This is a genomic window from Flavobacterium sp. (genome assembly GCF_047602195.1).
Classification (GTDB): Bacteria; Bacteroidota; Bacteroidia; order Flavobacteriales; family Flavobacteriaceae; genus Flavobacterium.
This window is the reverse complement of sequence record NZ_JASGHW010000004.1, coordinates 2,333,384-2,357,752: the sequence shown is the minus strand read 5'-3', so window position 1 is coordinate 2,357,752 and position 24,369 is coordinate 2,333,384. Positions and strand designations below refer to the sequence as shown.

The window sequence follows — 24,369 nt, the reverse complement described above, 5'->3', positions numbered from 1 at the left end:
CTATTTCAATTTGGGCAAAGTCTGCAGGTCGATATTTCCGATGAAATACTGGAAACCCGAAGGCTTGATCCGGTCAATGATTTTGTCGTTTAATTTTTTGGTGTCGGCGTATTCGATCAGGATTACCGGAACCTTATACGTCGTATTGATGGTCTTGAGCCGCGCCATCGTTTCCTCGAATTGCTTCTGGTCGCGCAGCGCATACTTCTTGTCCTTGAAATTGTAAAGGCTCGCCACCGATTCGATTGCGATGCCGTCTACATAATCGGACGTCTCCCCGATCAAATCCAGTGCGGCGTTTTGCAGGAACAGGTTCTTCGGATACTTCTCGCGGATGTTGCGCAGCAGGGTCACGAGTTCCTTTCGCTGGTCTTTTTGCGGTCCGTGGATCGTGTAATTGTCGATATTGTCGAGGAACATGCCGTCGTAGCCTTTGGCCAAGGTCTTGTCGATGATGCTCATCAAAACCGTCACGGTCTTTTCTTCCCTGAGGTTCAGGTAATAGCTGTTCCAGATTTCATTCTTGCCCAGGGTCACGTTCTTGAGTTGCTTGTAATGCGCCGCATGTGCGTTGACTTCACCCAGGCTGATGTAGGCAAAAACCTTCTCGTTCTGTTCCTTGATGATCTTGATGTCCTTTTCCGAATAGTGTTTGGATTCGAGGATTACATAGCCATAGCCCTTGATCGATTCGGCACTCAATTTCCCATAGCAGACCAGGACGGTGTTCTTCTTGACACCGGTCGCGAAGAAATTCGTAACCAAAACCGAAGGCAGGATATAAAGGAAGAAATTAATAAGCCGCATAATAATAGTAATCCAGGTTTTTGAAATAATTGATATTCGCCCGCACGGTCAGCGCCACGAAAAGCAACGCTCCGCAAAGCATTCCCACAACGCTGTACTCATAAGCAAAAAATCGACTTAAAACAAAACCTACTACCAGATTGAGCATGCAGGCATACATGATCGCTTTGAGCGGCTTGATGGCCTGCCCCAGCGTAAAAAGGTACAAAGCGTTTAACATTCCCCAGGCCAGCAGCATGTAACCGAGTCCACCGATCAGGCAAACCTTGATGCTGAGCCTCAAAAGCGGTTCCTTAAACTGTCCTTCAAATCCCCATGATGCATTGATGATGAAGTAGATGAACAGGAAAGCCAGGGCGCTGGTCACAAACAACAGTAAAATCTGCTGCCAGTACATCTTGCGCAACGAATTGTTGAACACTTCCGGGGTATTGTGGCTTGTATTTTTTTGTCCAATGTCGATAAATCTTGTGAATGACGCGATGCTGTATTCGAGAACACCGGCGAGTAATAAAAAGACCAAAATAGCCAAATCCATTCCCAATTCATAATTTTTTTCAAAATAGACCAAAAAAGGCAGCGGGCCATTGGCTCCTGAAGACCAAGCCAATATGCGGTCGATAAAGATAAAAATGTAGATAAAAATACCGTAAAAGAAATATTGGTAGTTGTGGTACAAGATCACCGGAACCTTGATTTTATGGTTCGTCTGCGATTTGTTTTTCTTGATCAGTCGGTTGAAATACAACACCAGGAACAACTTTGAAATGACAATGGCCACCCCGATGCCTACCCAGTGTGTGATGTAAACCATCAAACCCAGTGACTGTTTGAGGAAAATGGCTACTGCGGTACCTGCCAAAACAGCCACGGTGATCACCCAACGCTGTTTGATCGTATGCAACGGTGCCAAAAGCAACAACAGTAACCCGATCAGGAATGCATAGGCGAAAACGACAAACAATACTTCGTAAGGATACAGGTGAAAAAAGAAATTCGCGATGAAAATCACACCCAACACCAAGAAAATGGACAAAATCCCCACTTTGTGCAGGTAATTGATCGTTTGCTTGGTCATCTGGTAATCTTCGTAATTCCAGTAAAAGGATGCCTGGCGGCCAATCACCTGAACAAATCCACCGGTTGCGATGAGTCCGACGATCACCCCCAGAACGACCGCAGTCGACTGGATCTGGTTAAAACCCACATACGTCCACAAGGAATATCCAAAAAGGACAATCGCGGCGATCTGGATCAAGACCGGCAAAAGATGGAAAATACCAAGCGAATAATATTCGGCGAAGATTTTGGTCTTGACGCGAAGGTAATCCGAAACCTGGATGGTCTTGGGCTGGGTCGCGTCGACTTCTCTTTCCTTGGCGTTCTTGACGCCGAGATGGACCGGATCGGTGGTCAATTCGTAGTAAACCAAATCGGCCAGATCTTGTATAGATAGGAATCCAAAGTCCTGCATAGTATCCTTTTCGCGGATACCGAAGGATTCGATCGTGGCCGCAACAACCTGGCTGCTTACGGGCTTACCGATCTTGTCTTTAGTATTCTCTATTAAAGACTTAATGTTTTTGTAGTGATTTTCCATAGTAGATTGGGGTTTCTAGTTTTGGTGTATTGTGTGGGCTTTACGAGGCCTCCATAGCTTCTTGTAAGTTGGTATTGAGGTAAATAGGTTCTACAATTTGTGCTTTTCTGTTGATTACGTAATCGTAGGCAATTTCGTATTCTTTGATGAATTTATCAATAGTAAAATTATCGATTACTTTTTTTCTCGCATACGCGCCCATTTCTTTTCTCATGGATTCGTTTTGCAACAAGGTCACCACGCTCTGTCCGAGTGCTTCGTGGTCTCTTGGCTTGCAGATGAATCCGCATTTCTCGTCCAAGGCTTCGGTTACACCACCTACATCGGTAGCCACTACCGGGATGCCGCAGCTCATCGATTCCAATACGGTGTATGGGAAACCTTCAGAAATCGAAGTCAAGATAGAAATATCGCCTTCGCAGAACAACTGGTGCGGCTTGTCGTGGTATCCGGCCAGGAAGAAATTGCTTTCCAAGCCCAATTCCTTGATCAGGTTTTCGCACTCCTTGGTGTATTCCGGCACGGCATTGTTGTCGCCATACACGAGGTATTTTACATTCGGGATGGTTCTTTTGGCCACGGCGCAAGAGCGGATCATGGTCAAGACGTCCTTCAATTCGAAAATTCGGGCAGCCGCGACAACGGTTGGCGTATTTTGCAAATGCGCCGGCTTGGCCATCGGCACGAACAATTCGTGGTCGATTCCGTTATAGATCACATCGATCTTGCTTGGATTGGCACCGTACATCTTTTCCCATGACATGTTGAACTTGTTCACAGACAAGATGATATCGGCTTTGTAATAAACCAATTTGGTAATCGCTTCCGAGAAACGGATCAGCAAATTCTTCAAGAAAAACGAATATTCAGAAGAATTGATCGCAATCAAACGCTCGCGGATGAACACCCCATGCTCAGTCGCAATGATCGGTGTCCCGTGCTTATATTTGTTGACCAATGCTGGAATCACCGGAAAACCAGACAAAGTCAGGTGTGAAATGTCCACTTTCGGTACTTCGATCGAAATCGGCAACAAGAAACGGTAGATCCATCTCATTCCCACGGTCAAGTCGTATAAAGTCGCTTCGTAGTGGTTGTCTTCGGCAACGATGTCAGTGACCATGTCGCAGAAGGTTTTCCATACTGCTTTGCTTCGCATTGTTTTTTTGTAATCGTGCTTTTGGAAGAAGTTCCACATTTCGAAGATCACATCGTCCATTTCCTCCACATCTACATTGTTGGTGAAGATGTTGTTGACGAGTTTTCTGAAAATCGGAAGAAATTGCTCCACTACGGCTTGGTCGTCTTCCTGCTCCTTGCGGTTGACGCTCTTGTAGAATTTTTTGCCGTAGCTCAAGATTTCCTGTGGCTCCAGTGGCGACCACAACGGAACCTGGATCACGTTCTTTACGTTATCGCTGAGTTCGTATTTGGATTTGGATTCAAAATCGGCATTGATCGAATAAAGCGAGTAATTGACATTCTTCACTTTATTGCATAACATGTGTGCCCATGTAGAAACGCCTCCGCCGTTGAACGGATAAGTTCCTTCTAAAATTAACATTACATCGTACTTCTGTTCCATAATCCTGATGTGTTTTAGTTCACGCTCAAATAGTTCAATAAAAAATTTGTAATCATTTATCAAATCCATTTAGTGTGGTGGTATCGAAAAAGAGAGGCATTTTGTTCTCTTTTTTGTCAAACTAAATAGCAGCTTTAAAAATTAAATTCTGACGTTTTTTAAAGTTGATTTACAGGACAAAGATATTTTCAATGGTTATAACCACAAAAAAAAAGCCTCTAAATCAGTTGTAAACACTCATATTTCCGATGAAATGCACATTTTTGCGCAGAACGACTACGCACAAAAAAAATGTTAAAATAAATTTGGAGAGTACGTCGATAAAATGATGTATTTCATCGAGTTGAACAAAAAACGTTCGTCGATTAAAAGTGCTTTTCGCGGAATTTCTTCCCAATCAGGAGAATCAGTTTGGTCTTGTAGTCTTCGATCAACCAAAGGCGGTAATTTTTGCTCGAATTGCTCAGGCAGGTCACGTATTTTTTGACACGGCTTTCGATGTCGTCGTTGAGTTCCTTGGCCAACTGCTTGGCGCCCTGCAAATCCTCGCTATTGTCCACGCACATCTGCGCATGCTGGTCGAGCGATTTCTCAAAAACCACCTTCGAACGCAGGTTCTGCGCCATCGCGATTTTGTGTTCTTCCTCTACATCGAAAGACACATCGGCGGTTTTGGCAAACTTCGCGCGCAACTCGGCCGGCATCTGGTACTTGAAATGCAATTCGATCTCGGCGTCATCGCGCAAACTCTCGAGATAGAATTCGGGCGCTTTGAAGATGTGCTGCCAATCGACCGGCGCATCCCAAAGCCCGAAACGGGCGGCATTGTTGCCCAAATCGATTACAATGAATTTGTCCTTGCCCGGCAATTTGCGCGAACCACGGCCAATCATCTGGAAATACAGCGTAAGCGACTTGGTCGCGCGGTTCAGGATGATGCTTTCCACGGTCGGTTCATCGAATCCGGTCGTCAAAATCCCCACCGAGGTCAGGATGGCATCAGGCGTTTTCTTGAACCAGTGCAGGATTTCCTTGCGGTCCTCGGCCGAACTGGTGTTGTCAAGGTGCCGGATCGGAAAACCGGCTTCGCGAAACGTATCGTAAACGTATAAAGAAGTATTGATCCCGTTGTTGAAAATGAGCGTTTTCTTCCCAAGCGATTTCTCGGTGTAGGCATGCAGCAATTTCTCCTGCATGATCATGTTCGAATACAGATCATCCGAAGATTTTACGGTATAATCGCCATTGATGCCGACTTTCAAAGAAGTCAGGCCCACATCGTAACTGTAAGTCGTCGCCTCGGCGAGGAATCCTTTTTCGATGAGCGAACGGATGGTGTCGCCCACGATGAGTTCGTCGTAATTCTGGTTCATCGGCAGCTTGATGTTCGAACTCAGCGGCGTAGCGGTCACGCCGAGGATAAAAGAATTCTTGAACGAATTGAGCAATTTGCGGAACGAATTGTAATGCGCCTCGTCGATGATGACCAAACCGATGTTGTCCAGGTGCAGTTTCTCGTCGTTGATGCGGTTCTTGAGCGTTTCGACCATCGCCACGAAGCACGAATAATCGTTCTGGTCGGGCAATTCCTTGACCTTGCTGTTGATGATTTTGTTCTTGACATCGAAACCGGTCAGCATTTTGGAAGTCTGCTTGCACAATTCGATCCGGTGTGTCAAAACCACCACTTTTTTGTCGTGTTTGGACAGATAGCGGCGTACAATCTCGGAGAAAATCACCGTCTTTCCACCGCCTGTCGGCAATTGGTACAGCAAATGATGGTTCGGCGCAGCATTGTCCAGACGCTTAAAAATAGCGTCAATATCGCCCTGCTGGTAGCCGTAAAGCTCCTTCCTCTCCTCTATTTCCAGTTCCAGATCTCGGTTTTGCATGACGATTTTTAGAATTTTGCAAAAGTACGTCTAAAAAGCAGTTGTCCGACATTTGGAAAGTTAAATTTAAGATTTCACTACAACGATTGCGTTTCCGGCCGATTTTTGGCGAAACATTGGCAATTGAGGCGATGGCATTTTCCTACGAAATCGTAATTTTGAAACTACTTCCCTCTACTATGCTTACTTACGACACTCTTTCGATCGGTGAAGCCACCCAACTGCAAAATGAAATGCGCGAACATATCGTGTTGCAACCCTTGCAAAAGGAAATTAAAACCATAGCGGGTGCCGACATTTCCTTCAATAAATACGAAACAAAAGTCTACGCCGGAATTGTCGTTTTGGATTATCCACAAATGACGGTCAAACATTACGCCTTGGCCGAATTCGAAACTACCTTTCCTTATGTTTCGGGCTATCTCGCTTTTCGGGAAATCCCAGCCTTGTTGCAAGCCTGGCAATTGCTGCCGCAGAAACCCGATGTCGTGGTACTCGATGGGCAAGGCATTACCCATCCGCGCAGAATGGGCATCGCGTCGCATTTCGGGGTGCTCGAAAATTGGCCTACCATCGGCTGCGCCAAAAGCATGTTGTTCGGGAAATTCGACCCATTGGAAGAAAGCAAATTTAGCACGCAGCCCATTTACGGCAAAGGCGAATTGATGGGCCATGCCTTGCGCACCAAAGACAAGGTGCAGCCGGTCTACGTCTCGCCTGGCCATCTGGTCACCGCCGAACAAAGCCTCGAAATCATCAAGCATTGCGTAGGCAAATACCGCATTCCCGAACCCACGCGGCGCGCACATGAAAAAGTCAATGAATTCCGTACCGGAAAATTAAAAGCCGGATTCCATTTGGGAAATGAGCATCCGACTTTGTTTGGTTAGGCCGCCTGAATATCGTTCTTTTCGACCGTCTGCGGCAGAATGCGAATCGCAATATCGATGTTAGGTTATGTTGGTTCAGGCTACTTGGGCACCGGTATTTGGTTTTTCCTTGGCATCGAGCATTTTGAGCGCGATTTCGATATAGCTCGTGTGCTGCGATTCGCTTAAGACCGAAGAATCAAAGCGCATGATGTTCTTGACATTGTCAAGCGCCTTGGCAAAAATCAGCCTCGGATTTCTGAGCTCGCTTTTCTTGAACGAACCGCCGCTGAGCTTCAATGAAATGATCGCGCAGTCTTCCAGATTGCTGTTTTCGAATTCGGCTTTTCCGGTGGACTGGATTTCCTTGAAATAGCCGTTGCGCAACAATTCGGCGATTACTTTGCGCATGATCTTGATCTTGTTCCAGTTGTCTTTGTAGACCAACAACAGCGAAACATCGGGAATCATCAACGTCAGGGTCAAATTCAACTTTTCCATCTCTCAAAATTTTATACCTTAAAATTGGAGATTAAAAGCAAGCGGTACTTTATAATTTAAGCGCCGACTGTTCTACAATTCCTGCAATCGCATTACGCGAAGTCAAGTTTTTCAAGGGTTCGCGCGAAATCATCGCTGTTCTCCCACCGCTGTTTTTGGGTTTCCAGCACAATGGCCGAAAGCCGTGGTTTGAAGTCGGGAACCACACCATTGGCAATCGCATAATTGACCGCCTGCTCGAACGAATTGTGCATACTTTTGTAAAAAGACGCATACCGCATTTCCCGCCGGGCCGCGTATTTCTGCGCGACTTCTATCGCAAACAACATCACGTCGGCAACGGCAAACGGATCGACGCCAAGCAGCAGGAAATGCTTGATGATTTTTTGTGCGGTCGAACGCCGGAGTTTGGCTCGCTTGGTCTTGACGGGGAAGTATTCGTTTGAGATTTTGGCCTTGGCCTCGCCCACCAGCTTGTCTTCTTTGGGGTTGAAAATGAAATCATAATAGGTCTTGACTTCACTGAATTTATCGTAAAGTTCGAGAAGTTGCTCCTCGATCTGCTCCTTGTCTAAACCAGACAGGTATTTTTTTAAATCGCGTTTGCTCATACGGTAAAAATATCGGCAAAAGTACGTGCTATTTTGGTGCAAAAACCGAAGTGTTTCCCTAATTTTGCAGCACGCACGATTTGCCATTCAAACCTAAAAATACAAATTATAATGCTTCGGATTTTTAAAATTGTCGCCTTGCTCGAAGGCGTTTCCTACCTGGCGCTGTTTGCCAACATGTTATTGATTAAACCCAACAACATCGATTTGTACAAAACCTTGCTTTTCCCGGTCGGGATGGCGCACGGGCTTTTGTTCATCGGTTATATCATTTTGGCCATCATGCTCAAGATTGAACTCAACTGGGATTGGAAGAAATTCGGCATCATCCTGATCGCTTCGGTTTTGCCTTTCGGTACTTTTTATATAGAGCAGAAATACCTCAAAAATGCATAAAACGCTTGAGAAAATATTCGGCTGGTGCTATCCGCTGTTCCGCAAAATGGGACTCGGAGACACCATTGCCGCCTACTCAAGCCTGATCATCAACATCATCATCCTGGCCTTTTTGGCGTACTGGATCTACATCATTTTCAGAATGATACTCGTCACGGCGATGGTCATCGTGGCGCGCAGGACCAAGACGCGCTTCGACGATTTGCTCGTGTCGAACAAAACGGCGAAATACATTGCGCATTTAATTCCGCTGCTGTTCATCTACAAATCGGTTCCGGTGATCCTCGATGCCTATGTGTATTGGGAAACGGTGTTCGGCAAACTCGTCGGCATCTACATTATATTATTGAGCCTTTGGATTGTGCGGACGATTTTCAATGCACTGCGCGACCACCTCAAACAGATCCCCAAATACAGCGACAAGCCGATCGACAGTTACATCCAGGTCGTGATGATTGTCCTTTGGATGATCGGGATTTTCGTGATCATTTCGGAATTGTTCAACGTCAAGCCGAATACACTTTTTGCTACATTTGGAGCGATTTCGGCGATCATCATCTTGATTTTCCGCGATACGATTTTGGGTTTCGTGGCCAGCGTACAGGTTTCATTGAACGACATGGTGCGCATCGGCGACTGGATCACGTTCGATAAATTCGGTGCCGACGGCGATGTGATCGAAATCAACCTGGCCACCGTCAAGGTCCGCAATTTCGACAACACCACGACGACGATTCCAACTTACAGCATGATTTCGGATTCGTTCCGCAACTGGCGCGGCATGCTCAATTCGGATGGGCGCCGCATCAAGCGTTACGTCAACATCAAGACCAAAAGCATCCGTTTCCTTGACGAGGCCGAACTGGAAAAAATGAAGAAAATCCAATTGCTTACATCTTATATAGAGGAACGCCAGCGCGAGATCAACAAATTCAACGATGCGCACGACATCGACAAATCGATCCCGATCAATGGGCGCAACATGACCAATTTTGGCCTGTTCCGCAAATACATCACGCAGTATTTGCAGAACCATCCCGCGCTCAACAAGGACATGTTGCTGTTGTGCCGCCAATTGCAGCCCACGCAATATGGGATTCCGCTTGAAATCTATACGTTTACGAGCGACAAGCGTTTCGAGAATTACGAATACATCATGGCCGATATTTTCGACCACATCTTTGCGGCCGTCGGTTATTTTGATTTGGAAATTTTCGAACTGCCGAGCGAAGGCAAGAAAGCTTTTGATAATTAGTCAATGTACCAATTAGAAAATGAGACAATATGATTCCGAACGTCATATCCTAATTTTCTAATTATCTAATTTTCTAATTGGCTAATTTTCTAATTGCCCCATTAATCCTTACTCTCAATTTTCCGGAAACGGTCATCTAACTTTTCCAATTGGGTTTTTCCATGTGGTTTGGGTTTGCCTTCGTCATCGAGTCCTACCATCGTAATCGAATCGATCGTGATGATGCGTTCGCGCGTCATGATGTTGCGCACCTCGCATTTGAGCGTGATCGAGGTGTTCCCGAATTTGACCGCATCGATGCCGATCTCAATAATGTCGCCCTGTCGGGCCGAACTCCTGAAATTGATTTCGGACATGTGCTTGGTGACAATCCTTGTATTTTCGAGTTGGATGATCGAGAACAGCGCGAGCTCCTCGTCGATCCAGGCCAATAGTTTCCCGCCGAACAACGTACCATTCGGATTGAGGTCTTCGGGTTTGACCCATTTTCTGGTGTGGAAAAGCATGTTCATCTTTTGGTCAAGGCATAACTGATGATTTCATCGTGATCGAAGGCGAGCTGCGGCAATTGATTCACCGAAAACCATTGCGCATCGGCGGCATCGTCGCCTGCCTGAGCGGCCAATTTTTCATCGGTGACCACATACAGGTAAGCCACCGAAACGGTATGCCCACGCGGGTCGCGGTGTGGTTTCCCGAACGTTTTGAGTTGATCGAGGTGACGCACATTGATGCCGGTTTCTTCGGCCAATTCGCGTCGTGCGGCATCGGCCAGGTCTTCATTCTCATCGACAAAACCGCCCGGCAAGGCCCAGCTTTCGCGAAAAGGTTCGTTCTTTCTTTGGATCAAAAGGACTTCGCCTCCGGAGATGTTCTGCCGCAGCAGCACAATGTCGACAGTGACAAATATTTTGGGAGTTCTCATGGGAAATTGAATATTATTTTGGAATGTTTATAAAATACCGATTAAAAGCGCATTTATTCCGTTAAAGGTTGAATTTTAAATCTAAACTATTATATTTGCAAAGACTAAATGTAAAAAAATTACAGCGACCATCGTATAATTCCTGACCTAATTATGAAAAAAAATTTACTATTATTATCATTTTCGCTACTGACTTTTGCGACTGTTTCTGCCCAGGACAACAGTAAGAAAGACGACAAAAAGGACGCTAGCGATGCGGTAATTGAGCACAACACGTACAACAAATGGACGGTTGAGGCGGTTGCCGGACAAAGTAAAGGAACCAAGCCATACAGTACAGGATATTATTCCAGCAACCCTGATAAAGTTTTGGGGTCGTTCAACTTCAACTCTTTCGGATTGGGCGTTCGCTATATGTTTAGCCCTAAATTCGGTTTGAAGCTCGATGGAGTCTACGAAAAATTCGAAAACAACGAAAAAACCGACAGCAAACCCTTTGAGACCCAACAATTGCGTTTCGGAATCCAGGGTGTGATCAATGCGGCGCGTTTGTTCAACATCGAAGAACAAATTGGCCGTTTGGGACTTTTGATCCACGGTGGTTTTTCTTATGCGCGTTTTACGCCCAAACTCGATTCTGGGATCGATCCAGATTTGAACCAGGTGGGCGAATCAGGTGGTGTATCCAACGTAGACCGTACCGAAAACAACCTCGGGGTCATGTTCGGTGTTTCTCCAGAATTCCGTGTAACGAAAAGAATTTCGATCATTGGCGACTTCACTACGGTGGCCAACTTCCGCCAGCACTTTGCTTGGGACGGACACTATTCCAAACAAGACAACAACTTGGCCGGTCAATTGGTCAGCGGTTCTATCGGACTCACCTACTCTTTCGGAAGCGAAGACCTTCACGGAGACTGGGCGATCATCGAAGACAAACGCCTCGATGAAATCGACGAACTCGATAAACGCATCGGTGACCTCGAGAGCATGATGAACGATGCCGATAAAGACGGCGTACCGGATTACCTCGACGTAGAAAACAACTCGATTGCCGGTGTGGCGGTGGATACCAAAGGAAGAATGGTCGACATCAACAAAAATGGTATTCCGGATGAGTTAGAAAGCTTCCTCCAAACCAATTATGCAACAAAAGAAACCGTTACACAGGCTGCAGCCAGCGCGAACGAAGAAATGATCAAACGCTTGATCAACGAAGGTTATGTAACGACTTATTTCGACACCAACAAAACCAAGCCAACCAATGTTTCTACGGAAGGCATCGACTTTATGTTGACTTACCTCAGAAACAACCCGTCGGCATCCATCGACATCATTGGAAATGCGGATGAAATCGGCAAGACCGAATACAATAACAATTTGGCCAACAAACGTGCGGAAAGCGTCAAAGCGATCTTGGTTAAAGCCGGCATCAATCCTAACCGCCTCAACGTAGTCTCTAAAGGAGAAGACACTTCGGTAGATAAAGACTCAGACGGCGCTAGAAAATTAGTAAGACGCGTTACTTTCAAAGTCAAATAATTAACAACGCATTCTTGATAAGTATAAATCATCCCCTGTCAGTCGGCAGGGGATTTTTTTTAACTTTAAAATAAAAATGGAAACAAGAGATGTTTTTATCCGAGACTTCCGCGGTGAAACTTTAGGAAACATTACCGCCCAATCTTCCTCCGAAGAGATTTTCCAGAACCAAACCCTGCGCCCCATCCTCAAACTGCAGAACGATTTGTTCCTTGCGGTTTTTGCCAACCAGATCAGCAAGCACAAAAATGACTTCTACAAGCTTTCTGTCGAAAAGAAACTGCACTATATAGAGAATGTGATCCAGAAAGACATCAAGTTCCGAAACGCGCTCAAAGGAATGGTCATCAGCCTGTTCAGCCTCGACGAATACGCCGAATACATCCAGAATTCCTCAAGCCTCAATAAACGCATGATGAATATGCTCATCGAGCGGCTCAAAAGCCAGGTACAACTGTTTGAAATGCCGGAAGAATGATTTTCCGGCATTCTTTTTTTGACAAAATGCTAACCAGCGCCTTTATTTAAAGGATTAATTACAATTTTGTTAATATATCCATCTTATTGTATAGATAACAATAAATATTCATCAAATCGCCAATAAAACAACGAAGTTCGCGATATTTTTATTATAATTGTTAGATAATAAAGATTTCATGAAAGAAGAATACTTCAAATGGTACTCGCATAATTTGAGCGGGGAAACCGAGATGTTGATTTTTGGGCATGCGGGCTATCCGGTGATCGTCTTCCCCACCTCGATGGGGAGTTACCACGAAAACAAAGACATGGGATTGATCGAATCGGCGCGCTGGTTTATCGAACAAGGCTTGATCAAGATTTATTGTCCGTCGAGCATCGACAAGGAAAGTTTCTACAACAAGAAAATCCATCCCGTACACCGCATCCAGAACCACGTGTGGTACGACAAGATGATTTGCCACGAAATCGTCGAAAAAATCAGGAACAATACCGGTTCGGGAAAAGTCGCCGTGGCCGGATGCAGTTTCGGCGGTTACCATGCAGCCAACTTTGCGTTCCGCCATCCCGGTTACGTCAGCCATTTGTTTTCGATGAGCGGCGCCTTCAGCATCAAGAGTTTTATGGATGGTTTCCACAACGACGACGTTTATTTCAACAGCCCTGAAGATTATTTATTTGGGCTCGAAGACCGCGAACTCTGGAATATGGACATCGTCCTGGGCACATCCGATGGCGACATCTGCCTGCACGACAACCTGAACATGAGCAAAATCCTGAGCCATAAACATGTCGACCATTGGCTCGACATCCGACAGGGGCAGCACGACTGGCCGGTTTGGAAAGGCATGTTCCCGCATTATTTATCACGAATCAAATTCTAATCACTGTCAACTATAAACTAAAAGAAATGAAGAAAATCGGAATATTATTCGGCATGGAAGACACCTACCCGCAAGCGTTCATCGACAGGGTCAATTCCAAAAACGAAAAAGGCATCATTGCCGAGGCGGTCACGATTGACAAGGTCGTACAGAACAGAGGCGGCGAATATGCCGTGATCATCGACCGCATTTCGCAGGACGTGCCGTTCTACCGCGCCTACCTCAAGAATATGGCATTGACCGGAACCAACGTCATCAACAACCCATTTTGGTGGAGCGCCGACGACAAATTCTTCAACAACTGCCTGGCCGATGTGTTGGGCGTGCCGTTACCGAATACGGTCATTTTGCCTTCGGCCGAGCATCCTACCGATACGACTTCGAAATCGTTCCGCAACCTCAAATTCCCGATGGATTGGGACGCCATGTTCGAATACGTTGGTTTTCCAGCCTATATGAAACCCTATGCAGGCGGCGGCTGGAAAAACGTCTACCGACTCGAAAACAAGGAAGAATTCTGGGACAAGCACCGCGAAACCGGACAGCTTGTGATGTTGTTGCAGGAAGAAATTGTTTTTGAGGAATATTTCCGCGTGTATTGCCTCGGGAGAAAAGCCGTACGCATCATGCCGTACGAGCCGCGTAATCCGCACCATTTACGGTATGTAGTCGAAAATCCGACGAAAGACAAAAAGTTATTGGCCACGGTTAAAGATTATACCTTGAAATTGTGTGAAGGCTTGGGCTACGATTTCAATACGGTTGAGTTTGCGGTCCGCGACGGAATCCCCTATGCGATCGATTTCGGAAATCCGGCGCCGGATGCCGAGGTGACTTCGGTGGGCGAGGAAAATTTCGAATGGGTCGTCGAAGAATCGGCGAAAATGGCGATTGCCATGGCCAAGAAACACAAGCCTGGAAAAATGAACCTGACCTGGGGAACGTTTATGCAGGATTCGGTGGCACAAATGAATAAGTAATTAGGGAATGAGAAAATTAGAAAATTAGAAAATTCACACAGTACAGGAATTACCTAATTGTCTAATTGTCTAATTGACACATTAACAATATGAGAAAATTACCCGTTTTCACACTCGGTGTAGAAGAAGAATACCAAATTATTGATCCCGAAACTCGCGATCTGCGGTCGCATTTGTCCAAGATTGTCGATGGCGCCAAGGTGTTCCTCAACGAACAGGTCAAGGCCGAAATGCACCAGTCGGTCGTAGAGGTCGGCACCAACATCTGCAACAATGTCAAGGAAGCCAACGATGAACTGGTTTTCCTGCGACGCCAGATTGTCGATTTGGCGCAAAAACAAAACCTGATCGTGGGCGGCGCCGGGACGCATCCGTTCTCGAAATGGCAGGACCAGCCCATCACCGATGACCCGCGCTACCACAACATCGTCAACGAGTTGCAGGATGCGGCGCGTTCGAACTTGATTTTCGGGATGCATTGCCACGTTGGGATTGAGAACCGTGAGATTGGCTTGCAATTGATGAACCAGGCGTGTTATTTCCTGCCGCATATTTTCGCATTGTCTACGAATTCGCCTTTTTGGGAAGGAAGACAAACGGGCTACAAATCGTTCCGCACCAAGGTTTTTGATAAATTTCCGCGAACTGGCTTACCTGAATATTTCGATCACGTTGCATCGTATGACAATTACCTCGAGACTTTGGTCAAGACGAATTGCATCGATAACCCAAAGAAAATCTGGTGGGATTTGCGCCTGCATCCGTTTTACAACACGATTGAATTCCGCATTTGCGATATGAGCCTGACCGTTGAAGAAACGATGTGCATCGTCGCGATTATCCAGGCGATTGTGGCCAAATTGTACAAACTGACGATGCAGAACACGAGTTTCAACATTTACCGATTGGCATTGATCAAAGAGAATAAATTCCGCGCCGCACGTTACGGCATCGACAACCACATGATCGATTTCGGTTTGCAGAAGGAAGTCGAAACCAAATGCCTGATTGTCGAATTGCTCGATTTCATTGATGATGTCGTCGATGAACTCGGCAGCCGCGAACAGATTTCGTATGTACACCAAATCATGAAAAACGGTACGGGCGCCGACAAGCAATTGGCGGTTTTTGAACGCACGGGCGATTTAAGAAGCGTAGTCGATTTCATCACCGGCGAATTCACCAAAGGGTTATAGTTACAAATAATTAATATCTTTGTAACCGAAATTTAACCTACTAACATTACAGCAGATGAGCCAATACCCTATCAAGCTTGCCATCCTGGACATGTACAACGGCGAACCCAATCAAGGGATGCGCTGTATCATTGACATCATCGGACGTTTCAACCACATGCTCGAGTTCAAGATTTTTGACGTGCGCGGCCAATCGGAGTTTCCCAAAATAGAGGAATACGACATCTATATTTCGACCGGAGGTCCCGGCAATCCATTGATCGGCGACGGCAAATGGGATTTGAAATACTATGACTTCATCGACGCTTTGGTCAAATGGAACGATACAAAAGAAATCAAGAAGCATGTGCTGTTCATCTGCCATTCGTTCCAGATGGCGTGCAAACACTTCGGATTGGCCGAAATCACCAAACGCAACGACACCTCATTTGGCGTGATGGCCGTACACAAAACCGTAGCCGGGCAGGAAGATCCATTGTTCAGCGGACTTAACGACCCGTATTATGCAGTCGATTCGCGCGATTACCAAGTGGTGCAACCGAATTTAAAAGTGTTCGCCGATAAAGGCGCGACCATCCTGTCGCTCGAAAAAATCCGCGACCATGTGAAGTACGAAAGGGCCATCATGGCGGTGCGTTTCAACGATTATTTTGTGGGGACACAATTCCATCCCGAAGCCGACCCGATTAGCTTTATTGCCAACCTCAGAAAAAAAGAAACACGCGAGAAAATCCGTGCAATGAAAGGCAAACGCAAATTCCGCGACATGCTCGAGGCGCTGCTCGACAACGATACGATTTACAAGACCAATGAGACGTTGATCCCGAATTTTCTCAGGATTGCCATCAACGATTTGATCCAGACGAGAAAAATCCTTTCAAATTAGACCGCTGCGCTGCAAGACCACTCCGTTTCGAGAACCAAGACCGCTGCGCTGCAAGAGAAAAGACATTCATCATTCACCACTCTTAATTCACAATTCCTATGGTTCCAAAACTCCGCCAAGCGTTCAACAGCCATTTTTCTGAACAACGATACCAATGGATGCAGGACGACATCGCCGCGGATTTTGATTACCGGCCGACTTTCCGTATCGGCGAAACGCCGTTTATTATTTCAAAGGAATTGCAGGCGCAACTGATCGAAGGTTGTGAACAGGTAATCCAACTGATCCAGCGCCCAGATTTCAAGCCACTCACCGAAAAATCTTTGGAACTCAACACCAAAGTCCCGAACGAAGACGCGCACACGACTTTTCTCGCGATTGATTTCGGCATCTGCGAAGAAAACGGCGAAACCGTCCCGAAACTGATTGAAGTGCAAGGATTTCCCTCGTTGTTCAATTACCAATACAACCTGTATTACAAATTCCTCAAGTATTACCCGTTCCTGACGGAGACCACACCGTTTCTAGGCGGACTCAATTACCGCGATTATCTGACGGTTCTTGAAAACGCCATTTGCAATGGTCATCCAAAGGAAAATGTCATTTTGCTCGAGATTGAACCCGAGAAACAAAACACCAAGATCGATTTCTATTACTGCCGACGCGACATCGGGATTCCGATTGTGTGCGTGACAGAATTGACCAAAAAAGGGAAACAACTGTTCTACAAAAATGAAAACGGCGAAGAAATTCTGGTCAAGAGGATTTACAACCGCGTCATTTTCGACGAACTGGAATTGCGCAAGGATTTGAATCTGAAATTTAGCTTTAGTGACGAACTCGATGTGGAATGGGCCGGGCATCCGAACTGGTTTTTCAGGATCAGCAAATACATACTGCCGATGCTCAAGGGCAAATATTTTATCGAAACAACTTTGCTTTCTGATTTAGACAAAATACCGCAAGACCTTGAAAAATACGTTCTTAAGCCTTTGTTTTCCTTTTCAGGAAGCGGAGTGGTTTTCCACGTCAAAAAAGAAGACATCGAAGCCGTCAAGGAAAAGGATTTGTACATCCTGCAGAAGAAAGTCCACTACCAACCCATCGTGCAATCACCCGACGGAAAAGTCAAGGCCGAAGTCCGTATACTTTACATTTGGGAAAAAGGAAAAGACCATCCAACACCGGTGAGCAACCTCGTTCGTTTGAGCCGCGGCGAAATGATCGGCGTCAAATACAATAAGGACAAGGATTGGGTCGGCGGTACGCTTGGCCTATTTGAAAAGAATTAGATAATTAGAAAATTAAATAACGTTCACAATTCGGTCATTTTCTAATTTTCTAATTGGCACATTAATGCAGATGCTTCACTTCTGGTTGCGCAGCCACCGTAGCAAAATCCCTTACCAAACGATCGGCGTAATTATCAAGCAATTCCAGTACTTTTTCGTGCTTGTCCGAATTGACGATCAGTCCCGCATGGTAATCCAATGGCACGCGAAAACACACTTCATTATCGTCAAAACAAGACAGATCCGGATTTTCGAATTTGGATAAGGTCAGTACAATTCCGGCGTAATCCTTTTTGACTTTGGGCAATTTGTAATCGATTCCTTTGGCCAAGGCGTTTTCAATAGCCGCCCATTCGGCCCAAAGGTTGATTCCGGAAGCCGCGGCGACCATTTCGGCCAAATGCGCCCCACCCACCCGCGAAGAAGTTTCGAGGAAATAAATGCGCCCGTTTTCCTTGCACTTGATGTATTCGGAATGCGCAGCGCCGTGTTTGAGCCCGAATCCCTTGATGACTTCCTCGTTGATTTTCTTGATGGCCTTGTCGTCTTCGGAATTGTACGGAATATTGGCGCTTCGGAAAATACCGCCGCCCTGCGAAATTTCCATCGGTGTGGCCAAGTAACGCGAAGTGATGCTAAAGATGATTTTCCCGTTCAGGATCAAACTGTCGCAATGGTACACATCGCCTGGACGGAATTGCTCCACCAAATATTTAAATCGGTTGTTCCCCATTTCATTGATGTGCATCCACAGACTTTCCTTGTCATAAACTTTGATAATCCCGTTGGCCGAAGCCTCCGAGCGCGGTTTCAACACCCAGGGCGGCGCAACCGTATCGGCGAATGTATTGATGTCGTGGTCGTTGAACAGCGAACAGAATTGCGGATTCGAGATACCACAACTTTTGGCACGCATGCGCATGGCCAGTTTGTCCCTGAAATAACGTCCAGTGGTTTGCCCCATACCCGGAATTCGCAGGTTTTCGCGTAAGTATGTTGCCTTTTCGACATCGAAATCATCAAGCGCCACGACGGCATCGACCTGCGTCGATTTCATGAGGTTGCTCACGCCCAGCAGCAGGTGTTCCAGGTTCCAATCGGTGTCCTGTCCTTCCATATAAAACACTTCGTCTAGGTATTCGAACGGCCAGGGCTTGTCGCGCAGTTTCTCGGTCGTAACCAGAAAAACAGTATTGCCCAATTGCTTGAGGTTGATCAGGAAATCATTCCCTTTAAAAAAGTTCGAAATACAAACGAAGGTTTTCTGTTGGTCCATAACTTAAAGATTTTCAATAAATTTAGTCAATAAATGTACACCATAAGCGGTTGCATGTTTGCTTTTTGCAAATTCGTCATCGCCAAAAGCCACGCCTGCAATGTCGAGGTGTGCCCAAGCCTTGTGGTCTTCGGTAAAATATTCGAGGAATTTGGCCGCGGTAATTGCTCCGGCCAACGGTTTGCCACTCCAGTTCTTGACATCGGCGATGTCGCTTTCGATATCGGGTTTGTAGGCATCCCAAAGCGGCAATGGCCAGGACTTCTCTCCTATTTCATTGCCGGCCTGCGTGATTTTCTGCACCATCTCATCGTTGTTCGAAAACAAGGCGGCGCATTCATAACCAAAAGTCCCTACGGCGCTTCCGGTCAAGGTCGCCAAATCGACTACCACTTCGGGTTTGTAATTCTTGATCAGGTACGATAAGCCATCGGCCAGGATCAAACGGCCTTCGGCATCGGTATCGATAATTTCGATTGTACTGCCATTGTAGCTTCCGATCACGTCGCTCGGCAAAAAGGAATTCGCATCGACTGCGCTTTCACAGGCCGGGACAATCGCGGTGACCTTGACGGGCAGTTTCAAATCGGCGATCAATTGCATCGCACCCAAAACCGCGGCTCCTCCGGCCATGTCGCTTTTCATGTGCACCATCGCGGCGACCTTGATGTTGAGTCCGCCGGTATCGAAGGTGATGCCTTTGCCGACCAAGCCCACATGTTTGGTTTTGGGGTTGGCATTTTCAGACGTATACTGCATGATGATGAATTGCGGTTCATGCTGGCTGCCTTTCCCGACGGCCAAAAAAGCATCGAGCCCCTTTTCCCTACAGGCTTCCCTGCCTAAAACTTCGGTCTTAAAACCGTACTGTTTTCCGGTTTCGGTTGCCCAATTGGCCAAGTATTTTGGTGTAGCCACATTCGGAGGCGAATCGACCAGGCGCAAGGTTTCACTTTGGGCTTTGGCAATCTTGATTCCTTTCCCGGCAGTGGCGGCCACGTCTTTTTTGGCAAACAATTGCAGGGCAAACCCTTCATTCAGGAAAGGATGCTTTTCATTTTTCTTGAAATGTCCGAGGTCGTAAGTCCCGAGATACAAGCCCGAAATCATCGCTTCGGTCTGGGCCGCAGAGCAATTGGCAGGAACCACCAAAGCCGTATTCGCGGCAAATACCTCCTTTTGCTTGGCTGAAATCCGGCGAAAAATAGTCCCCAATGCTTTATAGTCGGGCGCCTTGCCGATCCCGATAAAAACATGCGTACAATCGTATTTTTCAACCAGGTAAACCGTGTCTTTTTTTCCGTAGAAAACTTTGGACGGCACTGAAACGCCGTGAAATTCGGTCGGCAACAGATGCTGTGCGCTGGTTTCAAACACCGGAATCAATAAAGTTCCCGTGAAATGGTCGAGGGTGTGTATGTTTGTTGTGGTCATCAGTCTTTGGTATTAAAATAGAGCCATTCGATTGCTTTCGGAAATTCGTCGCTCCAGTAGGTTTCGTTGTGCTTGCCTTCGTTGTTGATGCTCAGCTTGATCTTCATCTTGTCGGAAATAAATTCATTCTTGAGCAGGTTGTTCTTGAATTGCTTGACGTGCTTGATCATCGTCGCGCTTTCGTCCCCGCCGGCATACAGGTAAATCTTGGTGTCGGCCGGTTCGGAAAAATCGACGCCGCTAAAATCTATTTTGGGCACCACCCAAAGCGAAGGCGAGAAAATCATCAGTTTACCGTATACTTCCGGATACAGCAATCCACTGAAGATGCTCACGAGTCCGCCCATCGAACTGCCACCGATGCCGGTGTGTTCGCGTTCGGGTTTGGTGCGGAATTTCTTGTCTACGAACGGCTTTAAAGTATCGGTGATGAAGCGGATGTATTTTTTTCCCTGGCCCACGCCGAGCACGGTCTTGCCGACATTGTATTCCTTGATTCGGTCCTGTTCGGCATGTTCGACCGCGATGATGATGATCTTACCGATTTTGTATTCGGACATCACGGCGAGCTTTTTATCGATTTCCCAATTGCCGAACTGCGCATTTTCGTTGAACAGGTTCTGTGCATCCTGCAAATACAGCACAGGATAATGCTCGGAAGATTGGTCGTAATCATGCGGCAAAAGCGCCCATATCTTGCGTTTCTTGTTGAGTTGCGGCATCTCGAATTCATCCGAAATGAGTTGGATCTGCGGCAGGAAATTTTTCCTAAACGGCAGCCAGTTCTTGCGCCAACGTTCCACGTGTTCCTTGCGGATGCCTTTGTGTTGGCGGCACGAACGGTTTTCGGTCCGGTTGCCGTATTGGTCGATCTCGACCTCGCTCCAGTCGCCCTTGGTGAATTTGTACAGCAGTTCGTCAGGGTAATTGAAATCTGCGGCGAATTTGTAATGGTACAAACCGTTGCCGATCTTTTCCATTTCATAACGCTTGTCCTGGGTGTGCCACTGGTTGAAATTGCCCGAGAGGTAAACGGGGCGCGCGTCGTCGTCGTCAGTAGTGAGCAGGATATTGAGCTGCGGCTCGGTCAAATCGGTCACATCCGGCACTATGGTATTCTTTTGGGCATTCATCTAATTAAAAAACGGGTTGGGTAAATATAGTCGATTGACTCTTGAAATAAAAGCAAAGTGGTGCCAATTCATTCAGAATTAGCGATTTTTGAAAAATGGATGCGATTTATTGGAAAAAACGAAATTATCCCTTGCGTACCGCGCGCAATTTGGCAATGTACTGTTGTGGCGTCTCGTTGTTGTAAGTACCGAGTTGGCCCACGATTTTCGCATTTTTGTTGATCATCACGAGCAACGGGAAAAAACCATCCTTGTTGTATTTTTCCACAATCAGCAGGTTTTCTTCGAGGTTGGAATCGTTCGACTGGAAATCCTGCTTGACCAGTATGAAGTTCTCATCGGCAAAGCTTTGGAATTCGGCCGACTGCAGCACTTTCTTGTCAAGGTTTGCGCAGCTCTCGCAATTGTCCGGTACCGAGAAAAACAGCAACACTTCCTTACCCGATGCCGAGGCTTCCTTGAGCGCTTCATTGAGGTTCGTTTTCCATTCCTGCGAATAGCCAGCCACACTGCCTGCCAGCAATAGCAATACAATACTTACATTTTTCATAGCGCGTAGATTTGGAGATAAATGTATCAAAATAATCGGAACGGCAAGCGCAAATCGGTGGAAAAATACGAACCGTTCTCCATAAAAAAAGCAGCCCTTTCAGACTGCTTCCTTTCGTATAAAATAGTGTAATTATTGGCGTTGGAAAACGTAGCGTTTCACTTTGCTTACGCCGTTTACGGTAACGGTTTTCTCGAAGTAGAATTTGTTGTTGGCTTCGGTAAAGGTCACGTTGATCGATTCGTTGCTGTCGGAATACGTCAGGTGGTAAGTGTTCAAGCCTGATTTTACCCAGTAAGCCAATTTTTGGGTCGTCAAGGTGCAAGTTGCTGCCATCAAGCGATCACCATCTTCGTCATCGTCATCGTCGTCATCGTCGTCATCGTCGTCATCGTCGTCATCATCGTCATCATCATCGTCATCATCGTCATCATCGTCGTCATCATCGTCGTCATCATCGTCATCATCATCGTCATCATCATCGTCATCGTCATCATCATCGTCATCGTCGTCACTTCCGGTATAGACTTCATGCGTCAATTGCTGCGCGCCGAAGATGTACGTTTCTTCTTTTTCGCACGAACTGAGGTTTCTTTCGACCCCGTCGGTCATTTCGGCCACGAGTTTCCAGGTTCCGATGATCGATTCTGTGGCATTGTACGTTACGATGTCATCGTCGTTCTTGTTACAGCTAAATGTAAAGACAAGAACCAAAAGCAAAAGGGTTATTTTCTTCATTTTGTTTATAATTGGTTTTAAATTGATACTCTTTATTGGACAAATTTGAGCCCGACCGTGACAATATTCGCGCTGAGCTTGTCGTTGCGCTCGTAATGGTTGTAGCGCAGGTCTACATTCTTGAGTCCCATGCGCAGTAGCCTGATCGGTGTCATCGCATCCGAATAACCGATGCCCGCACCGTATTGGTGGCTGTCGAAAGCCGACAAATCGTAATCCGAAGTGTAATAAGTCTCAAACGAATAATGCCTGTCGATCGGCTTGAAATAATCGGCTGCCGATTGCGTATAAAAACGGTACATCGGGAACACGGTGAACAAAGAAGTCAGCTTGACCGGCACTTCGATGTTGGCCGTATGCGAGACGATTCCCCAGTCGTCGCTGTAGAAACGGTAATAGGTACGCAAGGTCATCACATCGTTCAGGTAGTAATTCAAACGCGCACCGATCGGGAATTTGACGCGTGTATCGGGCAAGCGTTCCACATCATCCGCCAGACGGAAAACGCCCGTGTTCTTTTTGGTTTCATACACCGGAATGTCGCGTGTCTGTCCAATGTAGTAATTGCCTTTGTCGGCGAAATAAATGCGGTGGTACGGCGTGGACAGCAAACCTTCCTGGTAAAGCAAATCGGCGAAAACCGAGACCTGCAATTTTTGGGTCAGAATCTGTGAAAAACCAAGTGAAAAGGCGTACGAATTGCGCTTTACATTGGTGTGCTCCTTGAATTTGACCGGGCGGTAATCGGTGTTGGTTTCCCCGAACTGGTTCACGACGGTCACGCCCGAGAAATAACCTGCATTGAGGAAATTGTCGCCATTGAGTGAATACTCGTGCAGTTCGGTCGGGTAAATCGGTTTCCATTTGTCGAGATAAGCACTGGCCTTGATATTCAACTCCGAATTCTTCTGGTTGAACAGCCATGCATAACCCGCGCCGAAACCCAGTGAAGTATAATCGTATTCGCTCGAATAATACACGTTGGCATTCCAGATGCGGTTGCGGTCATCCGAGCTGTGGCTGTAGGTCATGCCATAAGTCGTCAGCACATCTTTCTTCGACGCACCCGTCGATTCGAGCCAAGGCGTTCCTACCGGCGTTTTCTTGGCCGTGTTGCCATAATCGTCATCGTCGTCATCGTCATCATCGGCTTCGTATTGGCCACGCGTACTGTAATTCTTCCAAAAGCCCCTCGAGGCTCCGGTCGTGCTCGGGTTGGCGACATTGCCATTCTGGAACGGATTGATGTTGCTCGAAGAAGCCGAAGTGTAAGCCGAAAGCCCCAAATCGAGCGTCAACACGTCATCGTCGTTGAGCGGAATCGCAATGACGAGATTCGCCGCTTTGTCGTCGAGCTTTTCGGTACCGATCCCGCCGTTGACCGCAGAATGACTGCCATCCTGCCTGTAATAGGAAGCGATGAAATCGACCTCGGTGGTTTCGAGCACGCGTTTTTTGAATACGGCCGTCGAATCGGTCTGCTGTGCCGAAACCGTAAAAATGGATGCGAATAAAAAGAACAGGGCTTTTTTCATGA

At 46.6% G+C, this 24,369-nt stretch carries 24 protein-coding genes; 10 read left to right on the top strand and 14 right to left on the bottom strand.

Annotated elements, in window-relative coordinates:
* The 4 genes from QM717_RS16615 to QM717_RS16600 form a co-directional block, all read right to left on the bottom strand.
* Positions 1 to 807: an endo alpha-1,4 polygalactosaminidase gene (locus tag QM717_RS16615; protein WP_415039161.1), complete on the bottom strand. Its 807-nt coding sequence runs from the start codon at positions 805 to 807 to the stop codon at positions 1 to 3.
* Entirely contained in the window at positions 794 to 2,407 is a 1,614-nt protein-coding gene (locus QM717_RS16610) for a hypothetical protein (protein ID WP_415039159.1), read from the bottom strand. Before QM717_RS16610 ends, QM717_RS16615 begins: the two co-directional genes overlap by 14 nt.
* Before the next feature lie 40 nt (positions 2,408 to 2,447).
* Positions 2,448 to 3,992, bottom strand: a complete 1,545-nt coding sequence (gene pelF, locus QM717_RS16605; RefSeq protein WP_415039157.1) for a GT4 family glycosyltransferase PelF — start codon at positions 3,990 to 3,992, stop codon at positions 2,448 to 2,450.
* 365 nt (positions 3,993 to 4,357) lie between these two features.
* Positions 4,358 to 5,884, bottom strand: coding sequence for a DEAD/DEAH box helicase (locus tag QM717_RS16600; RefSeq protein WP_415039155.1), 1,527 nt, complete (start codon positions 5,882 to 5,884; stop codon positions 4,358 to 4,360).
* A 179-nt stretch (positions 5,885 to 6,063) separates the two neighbouring features.
* On the opposite strand from QM717_RS16600, the gene nfi reads away from it, so the two are divergent.
* Complete coding sequence (gene nfi, locus QM717_RS16595) at positions 6,064 to 6,774, top strand: deoxyribonuclease V (protein WP_415039153.1); 711 nt, start codon at positions 6,064 to 6,066, stop codon at positions 6,772 to 6,774.
* Positions 6,775 to 6,849: 75 nt separating this feature from the next.
* Here nfi and QM717_RS16590 read toward each other — a convergent pair whose 3' ends face one another.
* On the bottom strand, positions 6,850 to 7,254 hold the full coding sequence (locus QM717_RS16590) for a hypothetical protein (protein WP_415039151.1): 405 nt from the start codon (positions 7,252 to 7,254) through the stop codon (positions 6,850 to 6,852).
* Positions 7,255 to 7,346: 92 nt separating this feature from the next.
* On the bottom strand, positions 7,347 to 7,865 hold the full coding sequence (locus QM717_RS16585; protein ID WP_415039150.1) for a DUF6155 family protein: 519 nt from the start codon (positions 7,863 to 7,865) through the stop codon (positions 7,347 to 7,349).
* A gap of 111 nt (positions 7,866 to 7,976) precedes the next feature.
* Between QM717_RS16585 and QM717_RS16580 the strand changes: the two genes are divergently transcribed.
* Together QM717_RS16580 and QM717_RS16575 are read left to right on the top strand one after the other, a co-directional pair.
* Positions 7,977 to 8,261 carry a DUF3817 domain-containing protein gene (locus QM717_RS16580; RefSeq protein ID WP_415039148.1) on the top strand — a complete coding sequence of 95 codons (285 nt, stop codon included), beginning with the start codon at positions 7,977 to 7,979 and terminating at the stop codon, positions 8,259 to 8,261.
* Positions 8,254 to 9,516: a mechanosensitive ion channel family protein gene (locus tag QM717_RS16575; protein WP_415039147.1), complete on the top strand. Its 1,263-nt coding sequence runs from the start codon at positions 8,254 to 8,256 to the stop codon at positions 9,514 to 9,516. The genes QM717_RS16580 and QM717_RS16575 overlap by 8 nt, the downstream gene beginning before the upstream one ends.
* A 101-nt stretch (positions 9,517 to 9,617) precedes the next feature.
* On the opposite strand, the gene QM717_RS16570 is transcribed toward QM717_RS16575, so the two are convergent.
* Together QM717_RS16570 and QM717_RS16565 are read right to left on the bottom strand one after the other, a co-directional pair.
* On the bottom strand, positions 9,618 to 10,022 hold the full coding sequence (locus QM717_RS16570) for an acyl-CoA thioesterase (protein WP_415040160.1): 405 nt from the start codon (positions 10,020 to 10,022) through the stop codon (positions 9,618 to 9,620).
* 2 nt (positions 10,023 to 10,024) lie between these two features.
* Complete coding sequence (locus tag QM717_RS16565) at positions 10,025 to 10,441, bottom strand: NUDIX domain-containing protein (RefSeq protein ID WP_415039145.1); 417 nt, start codon at positions 10,439 to 10,441, stop codon at positions 10,025 to 10,027.
* 153 nt (positions 10,442 to 10,594) lie between these two features.
* Between QM717_RS16565 and QM717_RS16560 the strand changes: the two genes are divergently transcribed.
* The 7 genes from QM717_RS16560 to QM717_RS16530 all read left to right on the top strand — a co-directional run bounded on the left by QM717_RS16560 (position 10,595) and on the right by QM717_RS16530 (position 17,701).
* On the top strand, positions 10,595 to 11,983 hold the full coding sequence (locus QM717_RS16560) for an OmpA family protein (RefSeq protein WP_415039144.1): 1,389 nt from the start codon (positions 10,595 to 10,597) through the stop codon (positions 11,981 to 11,983).
* Between the two features lie 76 nt (positions 11,984 to 12,059).
* The gene (locus QM717_RS16555) at positions 12,060 to 12,461 is read left to right on the top strand and encodes a glyoxalase (RefSeq protein ID WP_415039142.1); all 402 of its coding nucleotides are present in this window, start codon (positions 12,060 to 12,062) and stop codon (positions 12,459 to 12,461) included.
* Positions 12,462 to 12,639: 178 nt separating this feature from the next.
* Entirely contained in the window at positions 12,640 to 13,347 is a 708-nt protein-coding gene (locus tag QM717_RS16550; protein WP_415039140.1) for an esterase family protein, read from the top strand.
* 26 nt (positions 13,348 to 13,373) lie between these two features.
* Positions 13,374 to 14,327 (top strand): ATP-grasp domain-containing protein, encoded by a 954-nt coding sequence (locus QM717_RS16545; protein ID WP_415039138.1) that lies wholly within the window; start codon positions 13,374 to 13,376, stop codon positions 14,325 to 14,327.
* A gap of 89 nt (positions 14,328 to 14,416) precedes the next feature.
* On the top strand, positions 14,417 to 15,523 hold the full coding sequence (locus QM717_RS16540; protein ID WP_415039137.1) for a carboxylate-amine ligase: 1,107 nt from the start codon (positions 14,417 to 14,419) through the stop codon (positions 15,521 to 15,523).
* A gap of 55 nt (positions 15,524 to 15,578) precedes the next feature.
* Complete coding sequence (locus QM717_RS16535) at positions 15,579 to 16,409, top strand: type 1 glutamine amidotransferase (protein WP_415039136.1); 831 nt, start codon at positions 15,579 to 15,581, stop codon at positions 16,407 to 16,409.
* Positions 16,410 to 16,507: 98 nt separating this feature from the next.
* Positions 16,508 to 17,701 carry a hypothetical protein gene (locus QM717_RS16530; protein WP_415039134.1) on the top strand — a complete coding sequence of 398 codons (1,194 nt, stop codon included), beginning with the start codon at positions 16,508 to 16,510 and terminating at the stop codon, positions 17,699 to 17,701.
* A 61-nt stretch (positions 17,702 to 17,762) separates the two neighbouring features.
* Here QM717_RS16530 and QM717_RS16525 read toward each other — a convergent pair whose 3' ends face one another.
* From QM717_RS16525 to QM717_RS16500, 6 genes are all read right to left on the bottom strand, one after another.
* Positions 17,763 to 18,977: an ATP-grasp domain-containing protein gene (locus tag QM717_RS16525; RefSeq protein WP_415039133.1), complete on the bottom strand. Its 1,215-nt coding sequence runs from the start codon at positions 18,975 to 18,977 to the stop codon at positions 17,763 to 17,765.
* A gap of 3 nt (positions 18,978 to 18,980) precedes the next feature.
* Positions 18,981 to 20,411: a leucyl aminopeptidase family protein gene (locus QM717_RS16520; protein WP_415039131.1), complete on the bottom strand. Its 1,431-nt coding sequence runs from the start codon at positions 20,409 to 20,411 to the stop codon at positions 18,981 to 18,983.
* Positions 20,411 to 21,544 (bottom strand): alpha/beta hydrolase, encoded by a 1,134-nt coding sequence (locus tag QM717_RS16515; protein ID WP_415039130.1) that lies wholly within the window; start codon positions 21,542 to 21,544, stop codon positions 20,411 to 20,413. The genes QM717_RS16520 and QM717_RS16515 overlap by 1 nt, the downstream gene beginning before the upstream one ends.
* Before the next feature lie 124 nt (positions 21,545 to 21,668).
* Positions 21,669 to 22,094, bottom strand: coding sequence for a thioredoxin family protein (locus QM717_RS16510; RefSeq protein ID WP_415039128.1), 426 nt, complete (start codon positions 22,092 to 22,094; stop codon positions 21,669 to 21,671).
* A 132-nt stretch (positions 22,095 to 22,226) separates the two neighbouring features.
* Positions 22,227 to 22,832, bottom strand: coding sequence for a lipocalin family protein (locus QM717_RS16505; RefSeq protein WP_415039126.1), 606 nt, complete (start codon positions 22,830 to 22,832; stop codon positions 22,227 to 22,229).
* 32 nt (positions 22,833 to 22,864) lie between these two features.
* Positions 22,865 to 24,367, bottom strand: a complete 1,503-nt coding sequence (locus QM717_RS16500; protein ID WP_415039124.1) for a DUF3570 domain-containing protein — start codon at positions 24,365 to 24,367, stop codon at positions 22,865 to 22,867.
* Between the last annotated feature and the right edge of the window lie 2 nt (positions 24,368 to 24,369).